This window comes from Rhodococcus sp. PvR099, from assembly GCF_017833315.1.
GTDB lineage: Bacteria > Actinomycetota > Actinomycetes > Mycobacteriales > Mycobacteriaceae > Rhodococcus_G > Rhodococcus_G oryzae.
On the sequence record NZ_JAFIBV010000001.1, the window covers coordinates 4,675,018 to 4,695,266 of the forward strand.

Below are 20,249 nucleotides of genomic sequence, written 5' to 3' on the forward strand. Positions count from 1 at the left end.
GCATGAAGAATCGGCATTCTGCCCTCGTGGCGGCGCTCGCTGTGTCGGCGGTCGCGCTCGCGGGCTGCTCCGGATCGAGCTCCGGCGCCGATACCGGATCGGACGGTCCCTATCGGGTTCTCGTCACCGGCGCCATCAGCGGTCAGGGTGCACTGGCTGCGAACTCCCAGACTTCGATCCTCTCCGCGAAGGCGGGCGTCGAGGCCGTGAACCAGGCCGGAGGCATCGGCGGTCGTCAGGTCGAACTCACCGTGGCCGACGACGGTGGCGACGCCACGCGGGCGGTCTCGAACCTGCGCGAGGCCGTCGCCTCCGGCAAGAAGCCTGACCTGTACCTGAATTCGGGGCCGTCGACGGTGTCCGCCGCGACCCTGCCGATCCTCAAGCAGAACAAGATCTTGTCCTTCAACATCGGGCCGACCGCGGAATCGTCGGACCCGAACGAGTTCCCGCTCAATTTCGACCTGGCATCGGGCCCCGACGAGAACGCCGCCACGATGGCGCGGTACATCAAGGGCAAGGGCTACCAGTCGGTGGGAACCATCCACGGCAGCAGCGCCTACGGCGAGGTCTTCGGGGAGGCGATGGAGGACGCGCTCGGCGCTGAAGGGGTGAGCAGCACGGGATCCGAGGAGTATGACGTCGCCGCGCTCGACATGACGGCGCAGCTCCAGGCGCTCAAGAACAAGGGAACCCAGGCCCTCGTCATCGATGCCTACGGCGCACCGCTCGGCTATCTGCTGAACAGCCTTCAGCGGCTCGAATGGAACATCCCTCTGATCGGCAACACCTCGGTTTCGGGCACGTCGCTCGTGTCCAAGCCCGCGCCGGAGGGTGTGCTGGGCACTCCGGCCACCGCGAACCTGGTGATGCACGTGCTGTCGAGCACCGTCTACAACCCGGACGATGCGGCCGTCAACACCATGGTCGAGAACATGAAGGCGCTCGGCGACATCCCCTCGACGCTGATTCTCGCGGACAACTACGACGCGCTTCCGCTCGTGGTGGCGGCGGCGAACAAGGTCGGATCGTCAACCGACCCGGAGGCATTGGCCGACGCACTGGAGAACCAGGAGGTTCTCGACACCGCGAAAACCGCCTTCGCGCCTGCCTACCACTACACGGCGGAGTCGCACGCGTCGAAGCCCGGCGACGCGGCCTACGAGTTCGTTCCGCCGAGCAAGTTGCTCAACGGTCAGTACGGCAATCCGGCCGCCTGATCGATCCCTGATTGCTGACGGTGCGGTCGCCCTGGCGGTGGCCGCACAGTCGTGAGGAGTGGAGCAGATGACCATTCTCTGGTCGGGCCTCGCACTCGGCGCCGTATACACGCTGGTTGCGATCGGCTACAACATCGTGTTCGTCTCGTCCAACACCTTCAACTTCGCGCAGGCGCAGCTGATGATGGTCGGCACCTTCGTCGCGTACACCGGCCTGGTCACGCTGAAGCTGCCCGTCCTCGTCGTTGCCGTGATGGCGACCGTGACGGTGATGATCCTCGCCGGGCTCGAGGAGGTGATCGCGGTCCGGCCAGTGAAGGACCACCAGAACCAACTCGTCACCACCTTGGGGGTCGCGACCCTGATCAGCGGTGCGACACAGCTGATCTGGGGCAGCGAACCGTTGACCGTGCCGTTCTTCGGTTCCAACGAGCCGATCACCCTGCTCGGTGGCCGCACGTATCCCGTGGAGATCGCGCTGCTGGTCCTCGCGATCGTGCTGGTGGTGCTGCTCGGTCAGTTCAGCAAGCGGACCGTGACCGGGCTTGCGCTGCTAGGTATCTCGGAGGACCGCGAGGCAGCGATGCTGCGGGGCGTGAACGTCCGGGCGCTCGCGCTTGCTGCGTTCGCCGCGTCCGGCGCCCTTGCCGGTTTCCTCGGACTCTTCGTGGGGCCCAAGACTTTCGCCGTCGCCACGCTCGGGTCGGCGCTCGCGATCAAGGGCTTCGTTGCGCTGGCAATCGGTGGGTTCGGATCCCTGCCTGGCGCGCTGGTCGGCGGGCTCACGGTCGGCCTGGTCGAGTCCTACGCCGCCCTGGAACTGGGTAGTGAGTACAGCAACATCGCGGTGTTCGTGGTGCTGATCGTGATCCTCATGGTTCGGCCGGCGGGTCTGTTCGGTCGAGTCCGGGAACGGGTGGTGTGAGATGCAGATCTGGCGTTCCCTCCGTGCGGTGCCGAGCTGGATCTATCCGCTCGCCCTCGCCGTCCTCGTGCTGTTCCTGCCCGCGCTCGGGATCGACTTCGCGCTTATCAGGCAGGTGCAGCTCGCCTGCATCCTCGCGCTGGTGGTCAGTGGGCTGAGCCTGAGCCTCGGTTACGCCGGTGAACTCGCGCTCGGCCAGGCCGCCATGTACGCGGCCGGTGCCTACACGGCCGGACTGATGTCCATCGCGGGCTACACCGACATCGTGCTGCAGCTCGTCGCGGCGGGCCTGGTCGCGCTGGCGGTCGGCGTCGTGACCGGTATCCCCGGTCTGCGGCTGGGCAGTTGGTCGCTGGCCATGACCTCGTTCTTCCTGGTGCTGCTCGTGCCCGACATCATCGCGGTGTTCGGCGAGACCACCGGCGGGCGCGGCGGGCTCATCGGAATCGAGCCGGCCACCCTTTTCGGCCACGTGCTCGACCCCGAGAACAACGAGTTCTATCTGGTAATCGTCGTGGTGACGATCGCCTGGTTCGCGGTGATGCGCAACCTCGTGGTGTCCCGCCACGGCATCGCCTTCCGCACCCTCAAGCAGAGCCCGGTGCTGGCCTCGTCGGTCGGCGTCTCGGTGTTCCGGATGAAGCTGCTCGGCTACGCGATCGGCGCCCTCCCCGCCGGGCTCGCGGGTGCCCTGTTCGCGAACATCGACATGTTCGTCACGCCGGAGGCGTTCGGGTTCACCTTCGCCACAGCGGTTCTCGCGGCCTGCATCCTCGGTGGCGCGGCGAGCGTCTACGGGGCGTTGATCGGCGCGGCGATCATCCAGTTCGGTCCCAACCAGGCCTCGGACTTCCAGGAGTACGCGCTGGTCTTCTACGGCGGTTTCCTCATCGTCGGTGGCGTGCTGCTCAGCGGCGGTCTGGCGAAATTCGGGAAGGCGGCGATGGCGCGGCTCGACCGGGCGGCGGGATTGGCCGGCACCCGTACCCCCGATCCGGCCGCGGACGGGCCGAGACCGGCGATGGACCTGATGGAGGGCCGGATCCTCGTCGTCGACGGTATCTCCAAGGCGTTCGGTGGTAATCAGGCGCTGAACAACGCCTCGCTGAGCGCCGAGCCGGGTCAGGTGACCGCGCTGATCGGGCCGAACGGTTCGGGCAAGACCACCATGCTGAACATGATCTGCGGGTTCTACAAGCCAGACTCCGGCCGGATCCTGATCGGGGACAACGAGGTCCAGGGCCTGTCCCCGGACCGTGTCGCCCGGGTCGGTGTCGCCCGGACCTTCCAGACCCCGAACATCCCGGAGCACATCACCGTGCTGGAGGCGGTGGCCTCCGGGCGGTACAGCACCGATCGGGTGTCGATGGTCGCCACCGTGCTGCGGCTGCCCAGCTACCGCAGGGTGCGCGCCGCCGACCTCGCCGAGGCGCAGCGCGCCCTCGAGATGGTCGGGATGTCACACCTGCGCGACGAGACGGCCACCGCGCTGCCCCTTGGCATGCGCAGGCTCCTCGAGGTCGCGCGGTCCGTGGTCGCCGAGCCCCGGGTGCTGCTGCTCGACGAGGTCGCCTCCGGCCTGGACGAGAACGAGGTCGAGCGGCTCGCGGACCTGATCCGCGACCTGCGCGACGCCGGCGCCACGGTGGTGTTGGTGGAGCACAACTTCCGGCTCGTCCTCGAGCTCGCCAACCGCATCGTGGTGCTCGCCCAGGGAGCCGTCATCGCGGACGGCAGCCCCGCCGAGATCGAGCAGAACCCGCGGGTGCTCAGCGAGTACCTCGGCGTCAGCGTCGAGGAGACCGGTGCCCGCACCATCGCCGACGAAGAGGCCGCACTGTCCACGGAGGTGAAGTCATGACCGCAGGCGCCCCGACACCGCTACTGAGCGTGCGGAACCTGGAGTCCGGATACGGCGACCTGCGGGTGGTCTGGGACGTCTCGCTCGACGTCTGGCCAGGCAAGGTGACGGCCCTGCTCGGTCGCAACGGTGCGGGCAAGACCAGCACCCTGCGCGCCATCTCCGGGCTGAACAAGATCTCGGCGGGCTCCGTCGAGTTCGACGGGCAGGACATCTCCAAGGTCCCGGCCCACCAGCGGGTCCGACGTGGGATCGCCTACGTCCAGGAGGGCAAGCGGGTCTTCCACCGCCAGACCGTCGAGCAGAACCTCATCCTCGGCGGCTACGTCCGCAAGATGCGGCGGTCCGCGCTCAAGCAGGAGGTCGCGCGGATCTATGACCTGTTCCCGATCCTCGGCGAGAAGCGCGGCCTGCTCGCGGGCTCGATGTCGGGTGGCCAGCAACAGATGCTGGCCATCGGGCAGGCGCTGATGGCCGAGCCGACGCTGCTGCTCCTCGACGAGCCGTCAGGCGGCCTGGCCCCGGTGATCGTCAACGAGGTGATGGAACGGGTGAGCGTGCTCAAGGAGGCCGGGCTCGCGGTGCTGCTCGTCGAGCAGGCGGTCGAGGCGGCGATGAGCGTGGCCGACCACGTCACCGTGCTCGACATCGGACGGGTGGTGATGGACGCCGACGCCGGTGACATCGACGACCTCGCGGTCCTGCGGGACGCGTACTTCGGGCGGGTCGGCGGCTAGGGCCGGTCTCCTGGACAGCAGGGTGAGGATGTTGTCGACGGTCTCGGGGGCATTGGGACTCCTCCGGGACCGCCGTCAACGTTGTGGCGGCGGAGGCATTCCCGGACCGCGGGCCGGGTCACAACCAGGCATTCAGGTTGTGTTCACCTGGCCGCCCCGATCGGTCTCTTGGCTATACAACTTGTGCACGCAGAGTCTGACCTGCTCGGCCAACCGGCCGCAGCGGATGGGCACTCTCACCCTGGAGTCGGACACGTGCGCAGAACATCGATTCGCAACGCGGGCATCATTCTCGTCGCGGGGGCCGTGGTCCTCGGCTCGGCCGCCTGCACCAAGAAGGCTGATGCGACCGCGTCACCCGCCGCCGCGGCCACCGCCACATCGGTCGCCGACGTCGGCGGGATGGAAGCGCTGATCGCCGCCGCCAAGGCGGAAGGATCGCTGAATCTCATTGCTCTGCCCCGCGACTGGGCAGGCTACGGCGATCTCATCGACAACTTCGGCGCCAAGTACGGCATCCCGGTCACCGTCGACAACCCGGAGGCCAGCAGCGCCGACGAGGTCAACGCGATCAAGTCCCTCAAGGGGCAGGACCGCGCGCCCGACGCGGTCGACGTCGGCACCGCGTTCGCCATCAGCGGTGCCGAAGAGGGGCTCTACGCGCCGTACCGGGTGGCGACCTGGGACGGCATCCCCGAGACGCAGAAGTCGCCCGACGGCACCTGGTACGCGGACTACGGCGGATACATCTCGATCGGCTGCGACGCCGCGAAGGTGGCAGTGTGCCCGGCTTCGTTCGCGGACCTGGCCAAGCCCGAGTACCGGGGCAAGGTCGCGCTGACCGGGGATCCCCTCAAGAGCAACTCCGCCCTGATGTCCGTCTGGTCCGCGGCCCTGGCCAACGGGGGTTCGGTCGACAACATCGCGCCTGGGATCGACTACTTCGGCAAGCTCAAGGCCAGCGGAAACTATGTCCCCGTGAAGGCGACCGCGGCCACGATCCAGTCCGGCGAGACCCCCATCGTCGTCGACTGGGACTACCTGAACGCGGCGAAGACCAAGGACCTCGCGAACGCCGGGGTGCGCTGGAGCGTCGCCGTCTCCAATGACGCGACGATCGGCTCGTACTACGCGCAGGCGATCAGTGCGACCGCACCGCACCCGGCAGCCGCGCGTCTGTGGCAGGAGTACCTCTACAGCGACGAGGGCCAGAACGGCTACCTCGCGGGTTACGCGCGCCCGGCGCGCCTGCCGGCCATGCAGGCCGCGGGAACCGTCGACCCGGCGCTCGCCGAGCACCTGCCCGCGGTGAACGTCAAGGCCGAATTCCCCACGGATGCACAGGCAACCGCGGCGAAGAACACCTTGACGCAGACGTGGGCGAGCACGGTCCAGTAGTGCGATCCGGGACTGCCGCGCGCCGCGCGCGCCTGCCGTGGAGCTGGTTCGGTCTGGTGCCGTTCTTCGGCTACGTGAGCGTCTTCTTCCTGCTGCCCACCGCGGTCATCGCGTACTCGGCGTTCCGGGTGCGCGGCGAGGGCGGCGCCAGCACTTTCGGCGTCGCGAACATGTCCGCCGCGCTCGGCGGCGCCTACCTGGACGCGTTGTGGAACAGCGCGACGATGTCGCTGGTGTGTGCGGTGATCGCTGCCGTGCTCGGGATGGTGCTCGCGTACGCGGTGGCCACCAGCCGGGGCGGGCTGCTGCAGAAACTGGTCTCCACCAGTGCCGCGGTGCTCGCGAACTTCGGTGGGCTGCCGCTGGCGTTCCTCTTCGTCGCGGCGATCGGTAACGCCGGCGTGCTCACCGTCTTCGTGCAGGAGCGCCTGGGACTCTCGCTTCGCGACGACCTGGGGTTGGACCTGTACTCGCGGGGCGGGGTGCAGTTCGTGTACCTGTACTTCCTGATCCCGCTCATGGTGCTGGTCATCACCCCGGCGATCGAGGGCCTTCGCCCCGAGTGGCGGGAGGCGGCCGAGGGGCTCGGTGCGCGTGGCTGGCAATACTGGCGTCACGTCGCGGGCCCGGCCCTGCTGCCGCATTTCCTCGGCAGCATCGCGCTGCTCTTCTGCACCGCCTTCTCGTCGTACGCGACCGCTGAGGCGCTCACCAACGGCACGCTGGCGATCACGCCGCTGCGGATCGACGGCGCGCTGTCCGGAAATGTCCTTGCCGGGCAGGAGAACCTGGGGGCGGCTCTTGCCCTGTCCATGATCGTGGTGGTGGTCCCGCTGACCCTGCTCTACCAACTGATGCAGCGGAGGAGTTCGCGATGGTTGCAGTGATCGGCGCGCCGGTGGCACCGAGCACGGTGACACCAACTGCTGGGGCGCCGGCGCCCACCGCCGCCCCGCCGCAGTCTCGGGGCCGCGTGCGCCGGGCCGGGCCGCCGGTGCGTTTCTGGCGCGGGGTGGTCCTCGGGCTGGCGGGCCTGTACTTCCTCGGTCCGGTCCTGGTGGCGTTCTGGTTCACTGTGGACGGCGCCGACGGTCCGAGTCTGGCGGCGTACACCCGCATCTTCACGGCGACCGGCTTCGTGGACGCGATGACGAGTTCGCTGCTGCTCGGATTGATCTCGGTGGCAATCACTTTGGCGCTGATGGTGCCGACGATGCTGCTGGTGCACCTGCGGCTGCCGCGGGCGCGGCCCTACGTCGAGGTGTTCTCGCTGCTGCCGCTGGTGATTCCGCCGGTGGCCCTCGTCGTCGGCGTCCGTGGTGTGCTCGGCTGGGGCAACGGCAGCGAGTTCGTCGAGGTCTCTGCCGTGTTCACCGCATTGCAGGACAAGTCCCTGCCCCTGGTGCTCGCGCTGATGTACGTGGTGATCGCCCTGCCGTTCACCTACCGCAGCCTCGATGCCGGGCTGCGTGGCTCGAAGGTGACCGTCCTGGTCGAGGCGGCGCTGAACCTGGGGGCGCGCTGGCCGACGGTGCTGTGGCGCGTCGTGCTCCCGGCCCTGCGGACGTCGCTGCTCAACGCGGGCTTCCTCGCCTTCGCGTTGGTGATGGGCGAGTACACGATCGCGAAAATCCTGATCTTCCCGACCTTCCCGGTGTGGCTCGCCCAGTCCGGCGCCACCGACGGCCAGCTGCAGGTCGCCTTGGCCCTGCTCAGCCTGGCAGTCACCTGGGCGCTGCTGCTGATCGTGGTGGCGGTCGCGGGCCGAACACGAAAGGCAAAGCCATGACGAATCCGAGCGTCCGAAACGAGACCCCGCCTCGCGCCACCGTCAACGGCGGCGGCACGGCCGTCAGCTTCGTCGGCGTCCGGCGCACCTTCGGCGCCGTGAACGCACTGGACGGGCTGGACCTCGACGTCGCCCCGGGCGAACTGGTGGCGCTGCTCGGGCCGTCCGGTTGCGGCAAGACCACCGCTCTGCGGATCCTCGCCGGTTTCGACCAGCCGGACAGCGGGCAGGTGCTGGTCGGCGGTAGCGACGCGGCGGGCCTGCCTGCCAACCGCCGCGACATGGGGATGGTCTTCCAGTCCTACAGCCTCTTCCCCACCATGACTGCCCAGGACAACGTCGCATTCGGCCTCGGGTTGCGCGGCCGCGGCGGCGGACGCCGGGGCGGCGGGCGGCTGGCCCGGGCGCGGGAGCTGCTCGACCTGGTCGGCCTCGCCGACCACGTCGCCAAGTTCCCGCATCAGCTCTCCGGCGGACAGCAGCAGCGGGTGGCGTTGGCGCGGGCGCTGGCGATCGCCCCCCGCGTCCTGTTGCTCGACGAGCCGCTCTCGGCGCTCGACGCCAAGGTCCGGTACCAGCTGCGGGAGGAGATCCGCCGGATCCAGCTGGACCTGGGCGTGACCACCCTGCTGGTCACCCACGATCAGGAGGAGGCCCTCGCCGTCGCGGATCGGGTTGCGGTGATGCGGGCAGGCCGGCTCGAGCAGTGTGCGCCCCCGAGCGAGGTGTACCGCCGTCCGGCGACGCCCTTCGTCGCCGAGTTCGTCGGCACGATGAACCACATCCCGGCGGTCGCCGTTGACCGTGGCACCGTCCGCGTGGGCGAGCAGACCCTGGTCTGTGACGGAGCGTGGCCCGGGCCGGGCCCGGTGACCGTACTGGCGCGTCCCGAGGCGGTGCTGGTGCACGAGGCCACCGAGGGCGACACAGTCGTCTCGGCAGCGACCTTCTACGGAGCGTCGACGAGGCTGCGGCTGGCACGGCCGGACGGGGCGGAGTTGCTCGCCGACGTCGCCAGCCATCGCGGTGGGGCACTGACGCCCGGCACCCGAGTGCACGTGTCCCTGCTCGACCGCCCGGTGCTGCTGGCGTGAGCCGCCGGGTCGGTACGGTGGTGAGATGAGTGCGGGAGCAAGCGATCTGCCGCTCTACCGGTCGATTGCCGCGGACATCCAGACCGCGATCGAACGCGGTGACTTCGCAGGCGGGGCCACGATGCCGTCGGAGAACGAGCTGACGGCGCGGTATGGCGTCTCCCGTGGGACCATCCGCCAGGCCTTCGCGTTCCTGCGCTCCACCGGGGTGGTGTCCTCGCGACGGGGTGCACGGCGGCAGGTCCGGAGCGGCCCGAAGGTGCAGTCGATGACCGAGCTGGTCAGCTTCTCCCGGTGGGCGCGGGGCCTCGGCGAGACGCCGAGCAGCCGGACGCTGGGCGCTGCCGCGGTGCCGGCGTCCGGGGCGGTCGCGGACAAGCTCGGAGTCGCCGAGGGCGCCAACGTCTTTCACGTCGAACGCGTTCGGCTGTTGGGGGCGGCGCCGACGATGCTGGAGAGCACCTACTACCCGGAGTCGCTCGCGCCGCTGATCGCCGCGATCGACCTGGACGCCGAGTCGATCACCGACCGCCTGGCGGACCACGGCATCGTCTTCGCCGACGCCGAGCACGCCATCGACGCCGTCGCGGCGAGACCCCGGGAGGCCGAGCTGCTCGGCCTCGCTCCCGGAGCGCCGCTGCTGCGGACGGTCCGGCGGACCACCGACCCTGTCGGCGAGGTCCTCGAATGCTCGATCGACCTGTACGCAGGCGAGGCCGTCGCGTTCGTGGTCCGCAACTCGCTGGCCGCCGGGGCGACCAGCCGGGTCAGTTCCCGCTGAGGGTTCGGTCCAGTGCGTCGATGTCGACGCGGAAGTCCGCGAGGGTGACCGCGGGCGCGTCGGGGTCCTTGCCCAGGTCGTCGAACCGGCGTAGCAGGCAGGCTTCCTCGGCGTAGGGCTCGGCGGCGAACGCCGCGACCTCCGCCTCGTCCATCACCCCGCCCTGCACCGCCATGGTGAACTTCGAGGCGTCGGAGAGCTTGTCGTAGTAGGTGGGGTCGGTGGCGCACAGGTAGCGCTTGGCCGCGACATGCAGCCTCACCGGCTCGGTCACCGCATCGTCGAACCAGGTGGTCAGCCACTCGGCTGCGACGGCGTCGTGGTGGTTGTCGTTGCCCGACATGAGTTCTCGGCCGCTGATCGCGCCTGAGAAATGGCCGACGTCGTGCAGCACCGCGGCTACCACCAGCTCGGTGGGGGCGCCCGCCGCGCGTGCGGCCCGCCCGGTCTGGAGCATGTGCTGGGCCATGGACACCTGCTCGCCGAGGTACTCCTGCCCGCCCTCTCCGTCGAACAGCGCGGTCAGGGCATCGTAGGCGTGGGTCATCGGATCTCCCGGTAGGTCTCGATGGTGCTCAGCAGTCCGTCCAGGTCCGCGTAGGTGCCCTGGAGGTGTCGGTCACCGTTGGCGGCAAAGGCGGTGCGCGCGTGCAGCAGTCGGGTGTTGTCGAAGATCAGGCAGTCGCCGGCGCCGAGGTGGAAATCGAGCCGGGCCTCGGGTGCGTACAACAGCTCGGCGAAGGCGCGGTAGGCGCGATAGAACTCGCGCGCGAGGTCGGGACGTAGGCGCGGCACCGCCATCGAGCGGTTGTTGAAACGAATCTCGCGGATGCGGCCGGACTGGTCGAGGGAGATCAGGGGCGTGACCGCGCTCAGATGGGCGTCGGGGGAGTCGAAGCGGTACGTCACCGCGGTGCCGGTGAGGATCTCGAAGGCGCGGGGGTCGCGCTCGCGCAGGGTTGCCGCGGCCGCGAAGCCGTCGACAAGGCCTGACTCGCCGCCGACCGAGGCGTTGTGCAGGCAGTGCAGGAGCTGGAGCGTCGGCACCGGGTCGCGGTACGGATTGTCGGTGTGGGGGCTGATCGCGAGGCCGGTGAAGGCGAGGTTCACCGCGTTCTCCTCGACCCGCACGTCGAAGAGCCTGCCGTAGTTGGTTTCCCGGACGAAGCCGAACGTCTCGGCCACCTTGGTGACCTGACCTGGCTCGGTCGGCACCCCGCGCAGCAGCGCGAATCCGCATCCCACCACCTCGCGCAGTGCCGGCGTCGGCTCTGCGAGATAGCCGGCCCAGTCGTGGGACCGCAGCGGCGACGCCTCGGCGGCCGTACGCCACAGCCGCTTGCCCTGCTCGGTACGCGAATCGGCCAGTGGCGCAGGCGCGTCCGCTGCGATCAGCGCGTCGAGCTCGAAGGTCGACCGGTGGCCGTCGGGGGCGAACTCGACCTCGACGCGGTCGCCGCGGATCCGGGCGTCGCGGACCCGGAGTTCGGCGGGCAGGTCGACGATGTTGAACAGTCGCTGACCGCTCACGGCGTCGCGGCTGGCGGGGTCCGTGCACGCGTCGCGGAGCCACACCGCGGCAACCTCGACCACCTTGCCGTCGACCGTCAGACGCAGGTCGCCGTCGACGACCGACGCGTCGATTGCCCTCTTCTCGATAACTTGGCTGTACATGTCTTCGAGGTTGGCATGGTCGGGCGTGCCGGTCGACAACGCCGGGGTGAACAGTGGGTGGCGGATCAGAGCGTGGCGGATCAGGCGAGTGTGGACGCGTGGTTGGACTCCCAGAGCTCGTAGGTGACGCAGCCGGGCTCGGCGAGCGTCGGCTCGACGAGTGCGAGCATGGCGAGCGCCGCGCGGTCGGCCGCGGCCGGGGCTACCTTCACGCGGATGAAAGCGGTGTGCACGGTGTGCCTTTCAGGTCGTCGTTGTGGTCTCAGGTGGAGACGTGGACCATGTCCACGTACTTGCGCGGCAGGTCCTCGAACGCGATCTTCGTGACGCTCACCGGGCCGGATTGGTAGGAGTCCTCGCCGCCGATGAGCCCGTCGGCGTCCACCGGCCACAGGATCAGCTGTCGGTTCACCACCAGGTAGTCGGCGCTCTCGTCGTCGACCTCGATGCCGACGGATGCGGCATACGCGCCGGGGTAGATCTGCTTGAGGAATCCCTCGGTGACCACGCAGTGGTCGTCCACGACCAGCCGGTCGAGCGCGAACTCGAGCACGTTCGTCTGGGTCCCGATGAACCAGCTGTAGTACGTCCGAACGGCGTCCGTTCCCTTGGGGCCGACGTCCTTTCCGGCGTTCCAGAAGTGGTAGGCGGGGTCCGGGGTGAGGGTGCCCATCAACCGGTCGAGGTCGGGCTCCTCCTCGGCCTGCATGTGCTCCAGAACGGCGCCGAGCACCACGCGATGTCGCGGGTTGGTCGTGTCGGCCAGTCGGCTCTGCAGCATCTCCCAGGTGCGGGTCGGATCGATGATCGCCATGTGGGTCTCCAATCGTCGGGTCGATCGAATACTGCCCCGGACGCCCACCGCGACAGGCGGAGTTCGTGCGGACCTCCCGCTGCGCGGGAGAGCTTGTGTCGGCCATGAGGAGTGCCCCTTAGCGTCGGCTGCAGACGTGGAAGGAGACACCGATGTCTCGTATGGCGGGCAAGGTCGCGCTCATCACCGGCGCCGGTAACGGAATGGGGCGCAGCCATGCGGTCCGTCTCGCCGAGGAGGGCGCGGACATCATCGCGCTCGACCTTCCCGGCGCGGCGGCCGACCTGGCCGAGACCGCCCGGCTGGTGGGCGAGGCGGGGCGGCGTGCGGCGGTCGGGGCAGCGGACGTCCGCGACCTCGCCGCGGTGCAGGCGGGCGTGGACGCGGGCGTGGCCGAGCTGGGCCGGCTCGATGTCGTCGTCGCCAATGCGGGCGTCTGCGACAACCCGGGCCCGGCGTGGACCATCGACGCCCCGGTGTGGCAGCGCTCCCTGGACATCAACCTGACCGGCGTCTGGCACACGGTGAAGGCCGCGGCCCCGTCGATCGGCGCCGGCGGCGGGTCGGTCGTCATCGTCAGCTCGACCGCGGGCATGAAGGCCGTCGCGGGCGCCGCCCACTACTCGGCGAGCAAGCACGCGGTGATCGGGTTGATGCGGACCCTCGCAAACGAGTTGGGGCCGAGGTCGATTCGCGTCAACGCCCTGCTGCCCGGCGCGGTCGGTACCGCGATGACGCTGAACCCCGCCACCTTCGCCCGGCTACGGCCCGACCTGGCGGACCCCACCGCGGAGGACGTGATGGAGGTGCTGGCGCGCAACCATCTGCTGCCGGTGCCGTGGGTGGAATCCGCCGACGTCAGCAACGCCCTGCTCTTCCTGGTATCCGACGAAGCCCGGTACATCACCGGAACCGAGCTGGTGGTCGACGCCGGCCTGACACAGAAGGTGTGACGATGACGCGAGCGGGGACTACTCCGAGCGGACGGGTGGCGGGCAAGGTCGCGCTGGTGACCGGCGCGGCCCGCGGCATCGGCCGGGCGCAGGCACTGCGGTTCGCGCAGGAGGGCGCCGACGTGATCGCCGTCGACCTGTGCGGGCCGGTCGACACGGTGGTCACGCCGCCGTCGAGCGCGGCGGACCTCGCCGAGACCGCGGCACTCGTGCGCGAAACGGGCGGGCGGATAGAGACTTTCGAGGTGGACGTGCGCGATCGGGCGGCGCTGTCGTCCGCGGTGGACGCCGGCGTCGCGGCGTTCAGCGGCCTCGACATCGTCTGCGCCACCGCGGGGATCACCTCCTCGGCCCCGGCGCTCGATCTCGACGAGCAGACCTGGAAGACCATGCTCGACGTCAACCTGACCGGGGTGTGGCAGACGTGCGCGGTGGCGGCGCCGCACCTGATCGAGCGGGGTGGCGGGTCGATGATCCTCACCAGCTCGATCGCCGGGCTGCGCGGCCTGGTCGGTGTCGCCCACTACACCGCCGCCAAGCACGGCGTCGTCGGGCTGATGCGTTCGATGGCAAAGGAATTGGCGCCGCACCGGGTTCGGGTCAATACCGTGCACCCCACCAACGTGGACACCCCGATGATCCAGAACGACGCGGTGCGCGCGAAGTTCCGCCCCGATCTCGACCGGCCGCCGACGCGCGAGGAGTTCGCGGAGTCGGCCGCGACGATGAACATGCTCGCGATCCCGTGGATCGAACCGGTGGACGTCGCGAATGCCGCGCTCTTCCTGGCGTCCGACGAGGCGCGCTACATCACCTCGGTGTCCCTGCCTGTCGACGCAGGCAGCACCAGGCGCTAGGCGGCTGCGCCGCCCGTGCGCGGTTGACGAGTGTGTGGACTCGTCAACCGCGCACGGGCGCGGAGCGCCTATTCGAACTGGATCGCGCCCGCGGGGGTTCCGCTGTCGATGAGCGAGCGCAGGGTGAACCGCACCATGGCGGGGGAGCCGCAGACCAGCACCTGGTGGTCGGTGTAGGCGCCGTACGAGCTGACGACTTCGGCCAGCGTGCCCGCGATGATGTCGTCGGGGCCGAAGCCGATGTCGACGCGGGTCCGGTCGTACCACTCGTCGGCCCACTCGGGGTCCTGCACGTGCTCCACGACCGGAACCACGGTCAGCCAGTCCAGCTGCTGGGCCAGGATCCACAGCATGTCCGAGCCGTAGAGGTCGCGGGGATGACGGCCGCCGATGAACAGGTACACCCGCGGCGGCCTCGGTCGCCGCGCGAGCTCCAGGATGATCGAGCGGAACGGGGCGAGTCCGGTGCCGCCCGCGACCATCACGACGTCCCGGCCGGAATCGTCGACCGACAGGCGTCCGCTCGGTTCGCTGATCTGCCACTGGTCGCCCGGGGCGGTGTCGCCGACGATCGCGCTGCTGATCCAGCCGGCGGGCACCGTCCGGACGTGGAACTCGAGCTTGCCGTCGAGCGAGGGCGGGAGGGCGGGGGAGTACCGCCGCGAGACCCGCGGGTTCTGCGGCACGGTCACCGAGACCGACTGCCCCGCGGTGAACGGGACGAACTCGCCCTCCAGCCGGACGACCGCGAGATCGGTTCGCAGCCGATGGTGCTCCACCACTGTCGCGGTCCACACCTGCTGTTCGACACCCGTGTTCTGCATGACCAGAGGGTATCGCGACGGGTTTGGCACCTGCACAAATGCAATTGCCACTAGAACATGTGTCAGTTTGCGTTCTAATGTGAGGCGTGCCACGTGCACGGCCGCGGCCCGCCAGCCGTGACCCCCAGTCAGAGCGGAGAAAAAATGACCACCGATGAGCTCGCCGACCTGCACCGCCCGCAGTACACCGCGGACCTGCTGATCACCGCGCTGGAGCGCAACGCGGACCGCCCCGCGCTCTACCTCGGGGATGTGGTGCTCACCGGTGGGCAGATGCGCGACCAGATCAGCTGCTTCGTGCAGGCGCTGCAGTCCCTCGGCATCGGCACTGGCTCCACGGTCGCGATGCTCTCGAAGAACCGTCCCGAGGTGCTCATCAGCGTCGGGTCCACGATGATCCTCGGCTGCCGCAACACCGCGCTGGCGCCGATGGGATCGCTCGACGATCACCGCTACATCCTCGAGGATTCCGAGATCGAGACGCTGATCTTCGATCCCACTGCGTTCGAGGCGCGCGCGGCGGAGCTCAAGGCCTCGGTGCCGTCGCTGAAGAACTTCTTCTCGCTCGGCCCGTCCGAGGTCGGCGTCGACCTGCTGGCGCTGGTGGGGGATTTCACCGCCGGGCCACTGGTCGCAGCGAAGGTGTCCGGTTCCGACCCGAGCAGCATCGTCTACACCGGCGGCACCACCGGCAAGCCGAAGGGCGTGATCAACACGTTCCAGTCGGGCGTGACGCTGCCGCAGATCCAGATGGCCGAGTGGCAGTGGCCGGACGAGATGCGATTCCTCGCCTGCACCCCGCTCTCGCATGCGGGCATGGCGTTCTTCGTGCCGACGCTGATGCGCGGCGGCGCGCTGGTGGTGCTGCCCGCCTTCGAGCCGGGTGCCGTCCTCGAGGCGATCGAGAAGCACAAGATCACCGTGACGATGCTCGTGCCGACGATGATCTACATGCTGCTCGACCACCCGGACCTGGCCAAGCGGGACCTCTCCAGCCTGCAGACGCTGTACTACGGCGCGGCGGCTATGTCGCCCACGCGCCTGGTCGAGGGCATCGAGAAGCTGGGCCCGATCTTCTTCCAGTACTTCGGTCAGTCCGAGTGCGGCATGACCATCACCGTGATGCGCAAGGAGGAGCACGACCCCGCCAACCTCGAGCGGCTGGCCTCCTGTGGGCGTCCGGTGCCGTGGCTGGACGTGCGCCTGCTCGATGACGACCTGAACGAGGTGCCCCGCGGCGAACTCGGCGAGATCTGCGTGCGCGGCCCGCTGGTGATGCAGGGCTACTGGAAGAAGCCGGCGGAGACCGCCGAGGCGCTGCGCGGCGGCTGGCTGCACACCGGTGACGTCGCCCGCGCGGACAAGGACGGATTCCTGTACATCGTCGACCGCAAGAAGGACATGATCATCACCGGCGGCTTCAACGTCTTCCCCCGGGAGATCGAGGACGTCATCTCCGGTCATCCCGCGGTCGCCTCGGTCGCCGTTGTCGGTGTGCCGGACGAGAAGTGGGGCGAGGCCGTGAAGGCCTGCGTGGTGCTGCGCGAGGGCGCGACGGTGGAGGTCGCCGAGCTGGTCGAGCGGGTGAAGGCCGCGAAGGGTGCGGTGCACGCGCCCAAGACGATCGACTTCGTCGACGCGATCCCGCTGACCCCGCTGGGCAAGCTGGACAAGAAAGCACTGCGGGCGCGCTACTGGGAGGGCGCGGCGCGCGCGGTATAGCGGCGATCGCGGGCGTAGCGTCGGCCCATGGCCACCTACGTCCTGATCCCCGGAGCCGGATCCGACTCGTCGTACTGGCAGTTTGTGGCGCCGCTGCTGCGCGCTGCCGAGCACGACGTGGTGACGCCGGACCTGCCGTGTGACGACGATTCGGCCGGGCTCGCGGAGTACACCGATGTGGTGGTCGACGCGATCGGCGACCGCACCGGGCTGATCCTGGTGGCCCAGTCGATGGCCGGGTTCACCGCGCCGCTGGTGTGCGAGCGGGTACCGGTGTCGCTGATGGTGCTGGTCGCGGCGATGGTCCCGGTTCCGGGGGAGGCGCCGGGCGACTGGTGGGCGAACACCGGGCAGAGGGCCGCCCGCCGCGCGCAGGACGTGGCGGACGGTCGTGACCCCGACGCCGAGTTCGATCCGGTCACGGTCTTTCTGCACGACGTGCCGCCGGAGCTGATCCCGGTCGTGATGGCGGACGGGGCGCGGGAACAGTCCGAGACGCCGTTCCTCGCGCCCTGGCCGCTACCGGCGTGGCCGGACGTGCCGACGCGGTTCCTGCTGTGCCGCCAGGACCGCATGTTCCCCGCGGAGTTCCAGCGCCGGGTGGTGCGGGATCGGCTGGGGATCACACCCGACGAGATGGACGGCGGCCACCTGCCCGCGCTCGCGCACCCGGCGGAGCTGGTGGAGCGGCTCGAGCGGTACCGCGTCGGCCTCGGGCTGTGACCAGCGCCACCACATCAGCCCCAAGATTCTCAAACTTGAGCGGAACAGACTCAACCTTCCGAGCGTTGGAACATGTGACAACGCCGAGTGGCCCTGCATAGGCTCGACGGCAACGACCGACGTCTTCCGAAGGGGTGACCAGTGGACTCGTTTTCTCCGACCACCAAGACTCAGGCGGCACTGACCGCCGCTTTGCAGTCTGCTTCCGCCGCGGGCAACCCGGACATCCGTCCGGCGCACCTGCTCGCCGCGCTGCTCGACCAGACCGACGGCATCGCCGCCCCGCTGCTCAAGGCGGTGGGCGTCGACCCGACCGCCGTGCACCGCGAGGCCCAGGCGATGGTGGACCGGTTGCCACAGACGACCGGCGCGACCACCACGCCTCAGCTCGGCCGCGAGGCGCTCGCCGCGCTCACCGCCGCCCAGCACCTGGCCACCGAGCTCGACGACGAGTACGTCTCCACCGAGCACGTCCTGGTCGGGTTGGCCTCCGGGGACTCCGACGTCGCGAAACTCCTTGTCGGCCACGGGGCCACCCCGCAGGCGCTGCGCGAGGCCTTCACCGCCGTGCGTGGTAGCGCGCGCGTGACCAGCCCCGACCCCGAGGGCACCTATCAGGCGCTGGAGAAGTACAGCACCGACCTCACCGAGGCCGCGCGCGCAGGCAAGCTCGACCCGGTGATCGGCCGGGACACCGAGATCCGACGCGTCGTACAGGTTCTCAGCCGCCGCACCAAGAACAACCCGGTGCTCATCGGCGAGCCGGGCGTCGGCAAGACCGCGATCGTCGAGGGCCTCGCCCAGCGCATCGTGGCGGGCGACGTCCCGGAGTCGTTGCGCGGCAAGACCGTCGTCTCCCTCGACCTCGGTTCGATGGTCGCGGGCGCCAAGTTCCGCGGCGAGTTCGAGGAGCGGCTCAAGGCCGTCCTCGACGACATCAAGAACTCGGCTGGTCAGGTGATCACCTTCATCGACGAGCTGCACACGATCGTCGGCGCGGGTGCGACCGGCGAGTCCGCCATGGACGCAGGCAACATGATCAAGCCGATGCTCGCCCGCGGTGAGCTGCGGATGGTCGGCGCCACGACCCTCGAGGAGTACCGCAAGTACATCGAGAAGGACGCCGCCCTGGAGCGCCGCTTCCAGCAGGTGCTGGTCGGGGAGCCGTCGGTGGAGGACACCGTCGGCATCCTGCGCGGCCTCAAGGAGCGCTACGAGGTGCACCACGGCGTGCGTATCACCGACTCGGCTCTCGTTGCGGCCGCGACACTCTCGGACCGCTACATCACCTCCCGGTTCCTGCCGGACAAGGCGATCGACCTGGTAGACGAGGCGGCGTCACGGCTGCGCATGGAGATCGACTCCAGGCCCGTCGAGATCGACGAGGTCGAGCGCACGGTGCGGCGGCTCGAGATCGAGGAGATGGCGCTCGAGAAGGAGACCGACGAGGCGTCCAAGGCGCGGCTGGTCAAGCTGCGTCAGGAACTCGCCGACGACCGCGAGAAGCTGGGTCAGCTGAGCACCAGGTGGCAGAACGAGAAGCAGGCCATCGATTCCGTCCGCGAGATCAAGGAACAGCTCGAAGCGCTCCGCGGCGAGTCGGATAGGGCCGAGAGGGACGGCGACCTGGGCAAGGCGGCCGAGCTGCGGTACGGCCGGATCCCGGAACTGGAGCGCAAGCTCGAGGCCGCGGTCGAGGCGTCCGGCGGCGCCAGCGACGGTGACGTGATGCTCAAGGAGGAGGTCGGGCCCGACGACGTCGCCGATGTCGTGTCCGCGTGGACCGGTATCCCGGCGGGCCGGATGATGGAGGGCGAGACAGCCAAGCTGCTCCGGATGGAGTCGGAGCTGGGCAAGCGGGTGGTCGGACAGGACGAAGCGGTGATCGCGGTGTCCGATGCCGTCCGTCGCGCGCGGGCCGGGGTCGCCGACCCGAACCGGCCTACCGGCTCGTTCCTGTTCCTCGGCCCGACCGGCGTCGGCAAGACCGAGCTGGCGAAGGCGTTGGCGGACTTCCTGTTCGACGACGAGCGGGCGATGGTCCGGATCGACATGTCCGAGTACAGCGAGAAGCACTCGGTGGCGCGGCTGGTCGGTGCTCCTCCGGGGTACGTCGGCTACGACCAGGGCGGTCAGCTCACCGAGGCGGTCCGAAGGCGGCCGTACACGGTGGTGCTGTTCGACGAGGTCGAGAAGGCGCACCCGGACGTGTTCGACATCCTCCTGGCGGTTCTCGACGAGGGGCGCCTGACGGATGGTCAGGGTCGGACGGTCGACTTCCGCAACACCATTCTGATCCTCACCTCGAACCTGGGCGCCGGTGGCACCAGGGAGCAGGTGATGGATGCCGTGCGGCACGCGTTCAAGCCGGAATTCATCAACCGGCTCGACGACGTGGTGATCTTCGATCCGCTCTCGGAGCAGCAGCTGGAGTCGATCGTCGACATCCAGCTCGGGCAGCTGGCGAAGCGGCTCGCGGCCCGCAGGTTGAGCCTGGAGGTGTCGGGGCCCGCGAAGGAATGGTTGGCGCACCGCGGATACGACCCGCTGTACGGGGCGCGGCCGCTGCGCCGGTTGATCCAGCAGGCGATCGGCGACCAGCTCGCGAAGCTGTTGCTGGCCGGGGAGATTCACGACGGCGACACTGTGCCGGTGAACGTCTCGGTCGACGGCGATTCGCTCGTCCTGGGATAGAGGTGTGACACACACGACTGTGCGCGAGGTTCGAAGAGGAACCTCGCGCACAGTCGCGTTGTGGCCGGGTCGGGGTGCCGCGACTCATGGACCGGGGGGCAGGCCAGGAGCCGCGGCGCCGTCGAGCTCGGCGCCACCCGGGCTCGGTCGCGTGAGGGGCGCGGCCGAGTGGACCGGGTGCGT

19 protein-coding genes are annotated in these 20,249 nt (G+C 69.4%); 14 read left to right on the plus strand and 5 right to left on the minus strand.

Annotation, left to right across the window (positions count from 1 at the left end; translation table 11 throughout):
- Positions 1–2 precede the first annotated feature (2 nt).
- From JOE46_RS21620 to JOE46_RS21660, 9 genes are all read left to right on the plus strand, one after another.
- Positions 3–1,220 carry an ABC transporter substrate-binding protein gene (locus JOE46_RS21620; RefSeq protein WP_209928439.1) on the plus strand — a complete coding sequence of 406 codons (1,218 nt, stop codon included), beginning with the start codon at positions 3–5 and terminating at the stop codon, positions 1,218–1,220.
- A 67-nt stretch (positions 1,221–1,287) separates the two neighbouring features.
- A complete protein-coding gene (locus JOE46_RS21625; protein ID WP_097210318.1) occupies positions 1,288–2,145 on the plus strand; it encodes a branched-chain amino acid ABC transporter permease in 858 nt (285 codons plus the stop codon).
- Between the two features lies 1 nt (position 2,146).
- Positions 2,147–4,006 (plus strand): ATP-binding cassette domain-containing protein, encoded by a 1,860-nt coding sequence (locus tag JOE46_RS21630; protein ID WP_209928440.1) that lies wholly within the window; start codon positions 2,147–2,149, stop codon positions 4,004–4,006.
- Positions 4,003–4,743: an ABC transporter ATP-binding protein gene (locus JOE46_RS21635; RefSeq protein WP_209928442.1), complete on the plus strand. Its 741-nt coding sequence runs from the start codon at positions 4,003–4,005 to the stop codon at positions 4,741–4,743. Before JOE46_RS21630 ends, JOE46_RS21635 begins: the two co-directional genes overlap by 4 nt.
- 255 nt (positions 4,744–4,998) lie before the next feature.
- Entirely contained in the window at positions 4,999–6,141 is a 1,143-nt protein-coding gene (locus tag JOE46_RS21640) for an ABC transporter substrate-binding protein (RefSeq protein WP_307861323.1), read from the plus strand.
- Entirely contained in the window at positions 6,141–7,028 is an 888-nt protein-coding gene (locus tag JOE46_RS21645; protein WP_209928444.1) for an ABC transporter permease subunit, read from the plus strand. Before JOE46_RS21640 ends, JOE46_RS21645 begins: the two co-directional genes overlap by 1 nt.
- Positions 7,016–7,930 (plus strand): ABC transporter permease, encoded by a 915-nt coding sequence (locus tag JOE46_RS21650; protein WP_209928445.1) that lies wholly within the window; start codon positions 7,016–7,018, stop codon positions 7,928–7,930. Before JOE46_RS21645 ends, JOE46_RS21650 begins: the two co-directional genes overlap by 13 nt.
- Positions 7,927–9,024 (plus strand): ABC transporter ATP-binding protein, encoded by a 1,098-nt coding sequence (locus tag JOE46_RS21655; RefSeq protein WP_097210026.1) that lies wholly within the window; start codon positions 7,927–7,929, stop codon positions 9,022–9,024. Before JOE46_RS21650 ends, JOE46_RS21655 begins: the two co-directional genes overlap by 4 nt.
- 25 nt (positions 9,025–9,049) lie before the next feature.
- Positions 9,050–9,805, plus strand: a complete 756-nt coding sequence (locus JOE46_RS21660; protein WP_097210027.1) for a GntR family transcriptional regulator — start codon at positions 9,050–9,052, stop codon at positions 9,803–9,805.
- Here JOE46_RS21660 and JOE46_RS21665 read toward each other — a convergent pair.
- The 4 genes from JOE46_RS21665 to JOE46_RS21680 form a co-directional block, all read right to left on the minus strand.
- On the minus strand, positions 9,792–10,352 hold the full coding sequence (locus tag JOE46_RS21665; protein ID WP_209928446.1) for an HD domain-containing protein: 561 nt from the start codon (positions 10,350–10,352) through the stop codon (positions 9,792–9,794). The two genes, JOE46_RS21660 and JOE46_RS21665, sit on opposite strands and share 14 nt — an antisense overlap.
- The gene (locus JOE46_RS21670; protein WP_209928448.1) at positions 10,349–11,479 is read right to left on the minus strand and encodes a TauD/TfdA family dioxygenase; all 1,131 of its coding nucleotides are present in this window, start codon (positions 11,477–11,479) and stop codon (positions 10,349–10,351) included. The genes JOE46_RS21665 and JOE46_RS21670 overlap by 4 nt, the downstream gene beginning before the upstream one ends.
- 80 nt (positions 11,480–11,559) lie before the next feature.
- Positions 11,560–11,712, minus strand: coding sequence for an antibiotic biosynthesis monooxygenase (locus JOE46_RS21675; RefSeq protein ID WP_209928449.1), 153 nt, complete (start codon positions 11,710–11,712; stop codon positions 11,560–11,562).
- A gap of 29 nt (positions 11,713–11,741) precedes the next feature.
- Positions 11,742–12,293, minus strand: a complete 552-nt coding sequence (locus JOE46_RS21680; RefSeq protein ID WP_097210028.1) for a nuclear transport factor 2 family protein — start codon at positions 12,291–12,293, stop codon at positions 11,742–11,744.
- A gap of 152 nt (positions 12,294–12,445) precedes the next feature.
- On the opposite strand from JOE46_RS21680, the gene JOE46_RS21685 reads away from it, so the two are divergent.
- Together JOE46_RS21685 and JOE46_RS21690 are read left to right on the plus strand one after the other, a co-directional pair.
- A complete protein-coding gene (locus JOE46_RS21685) occupies positions 12,446–13,246 on the plus strand; it encodes a mycofactocin-coupled SDR family oxidoreductase (protein WP_097210029.1) in 801 nt (266 codons plus the stop codon).
- 2 nt (positions 13,247–13,248) lie between these two features.
- Positions 13,249–14,103: a mycofactocin-coupled SDR family oxidoreductase gene (locus JOE46_RS21690; RefSeq protein ID WP_209928451.1), complete on the plus strand. Its 855-nt coding sequence runs from the start codon at positions 13,249–13,251 to the stop codon at positions 14,101–14,103.
- A gap of 68 nt (positions 14,104–14,171) precedes the next feature.
- On the opposite strand, the gene JOE46_RS21695 is transcribed toward JOE46_RS21690, so the two are convergent.
- Positions 14,172–14,927: an FAD-binding oxidoreductase gene (locus JOE46_RS21695; RefSeq protein WP_209928453.1), complete on the minus strand. Its 756-nt coding sequence runs from the start codon at positions 14,925–14,927 to the stop codon at positions 14,172–14,174.
- A gap of 144 nt (positions 14,928–15,071) precedes the next feature.
- On the opposite strand from JOE46_RS21695, the gene JOE46_RS21700 reads away from it, so the two are divergent.
- The 3 genes from JOE46_RS21700 to clpB all read left to right on the plus strand — a co-directional run bounded on the left by JOE46_RS21700 (position 15,072) and on the right by clpB (position 20,066).
- Positions 15,072–16,649 (plus strand): AMP-binding protein, encoded by a 1,578-nt coding sequence (locus JOE46_RS21700; protein WP_209928456.1) that lies wholly within the window; start codon positions 15,072–15,074, stop codon positions 16,647–16,649.
- Positions 16,650–16,676: 27 nt separating this feature from the next.
- Positions 16,677–17,372, plus strand: a complete 696-nt coding sequence (locus JOE46_RS21705; RefSeq protein WP_209928457.1) for an alpha/beta hydrolase — start codon at positions 16,677–16,679, stop codon at positions 17,370–17,372.
- A gap of 141 nt (positions 17,373–17,513) precedes the next feature.
- Positions 17,514–20,066 carry an ATP-dependent chaperone ClpB gene (gene clpB, locus JOE46_RS21710; RefSeq protein WP_077040447.1) on the plus strand — a complete coding sequence of 851 codons (2,553 nt, stop codon included), beginning with the start codon at positions 17,514–17,516 and terminating at the stop codon, positions 20,064–20,066.
- Positions 20,067–20,249: the final 183 nt, after the last annotated feature.

Coding starts and splice junctions, on each gene's coding strand:
- JOE46_RS21620 (WP_209928439.1), top strand. CDS start 3: ATGAAGAATCGGCATTCTGCCCTCGTGGCGGCGCTCGCTGTGTCGGCG.
- JOE46_RS21625 (WP_097210318.1), top strand. CDS start 1,288: ATGACCATTCTCTGGTCGGGCCTCGCACTCGGCGCCGTATACACGCTG.
- JOE46_RS21630 (WP_209928440.1), top strand. CDS start 2,147: ATGCAGATCTGGCGTTCCCTCCGTGCGGTGCCGAGCTGGATCTATCCG.
- JOE46_RS21635 (WP_209928442.1), top strand. CDS start 4,003: ATGACCGCAGGCGCCCCGACACCGCTACTGAGCGTGCGGAACCTGGAG.
- JOE46_RS21650 (WP_209928445.1), top strand. CDS start 7,016: ATGGTTGCAGTGATCGGCGCGCCGGTGGCACCGAGCACGGTGACACCA.
- JOE46_RS21655 (WP_097210026.1), top strand. CDS start 7,927: ATGACGAATCCGAGCGTCCGAAACGAGACCCCGCCTCGCGCCACCGTC.
- JOE46_RS21660 (WP_097210027.1), top strand. CDS start 9,050: ATGAGTGCGGGAGCAAGCGATCTGCCGCTCTACCGGTCGATTGCCGCG.
- JOE46_RS21665 (WP_209928446.1), bottom strand. CDS start 10,352: ATGACCCACGCCTACGATGCCCTGACCGCGCTGTTCGACGGAGAGGGC.
- JOE46_RS21670 (WP_209928448.1), bottom strand. CDS start 11,479: ATGTACAGCCAAGTTATCGAGAAGAGGGCAATCGACGCGTCGGTCGTC.
- JOE46_RS21680 (WP_097210028.1), bottom strand. CDS start 12,293: ATGGCGATCATCGATCCGACCCGCACCTGGGAGATGCTGCAGAGCCGA.
- JOE46_RS21685 (WP_097210029.1), top strand. CDS start 12,446: ATGTCTCGTATGGCGGGCAAGGTCGCGCTCATCACCGGCGCCGGTAAC.
- JOE46_RS21690 (WP_209928451.1), top strand. CDS start 13,249: ATGACGCGAGCGGGGACTACTCCGAGCGGACGGGTGGCGGGCAAGGTC.
- JOE46_RS21695 (WP_209928453.1), bottom strand. CDS start 14,927: ATGCAGAACACGGGTGTCGAACAGCAGGTGTGGACCGCGACAGTGGTG.
- JOE46_RS21700 (WP_209928456.1), top strand. CDS start 15,072: ATGACCACCGATGAGCTCGCCGACCTGCACCGCCCGCAGTACACCGCG.
- JOE46_RS21705 (WP_209928457.1), top strand. CDS start 16,677: ATGGCCACCTACGTCCTGATCCCCGGAGCCGGATCCGACTCGTCGTAC.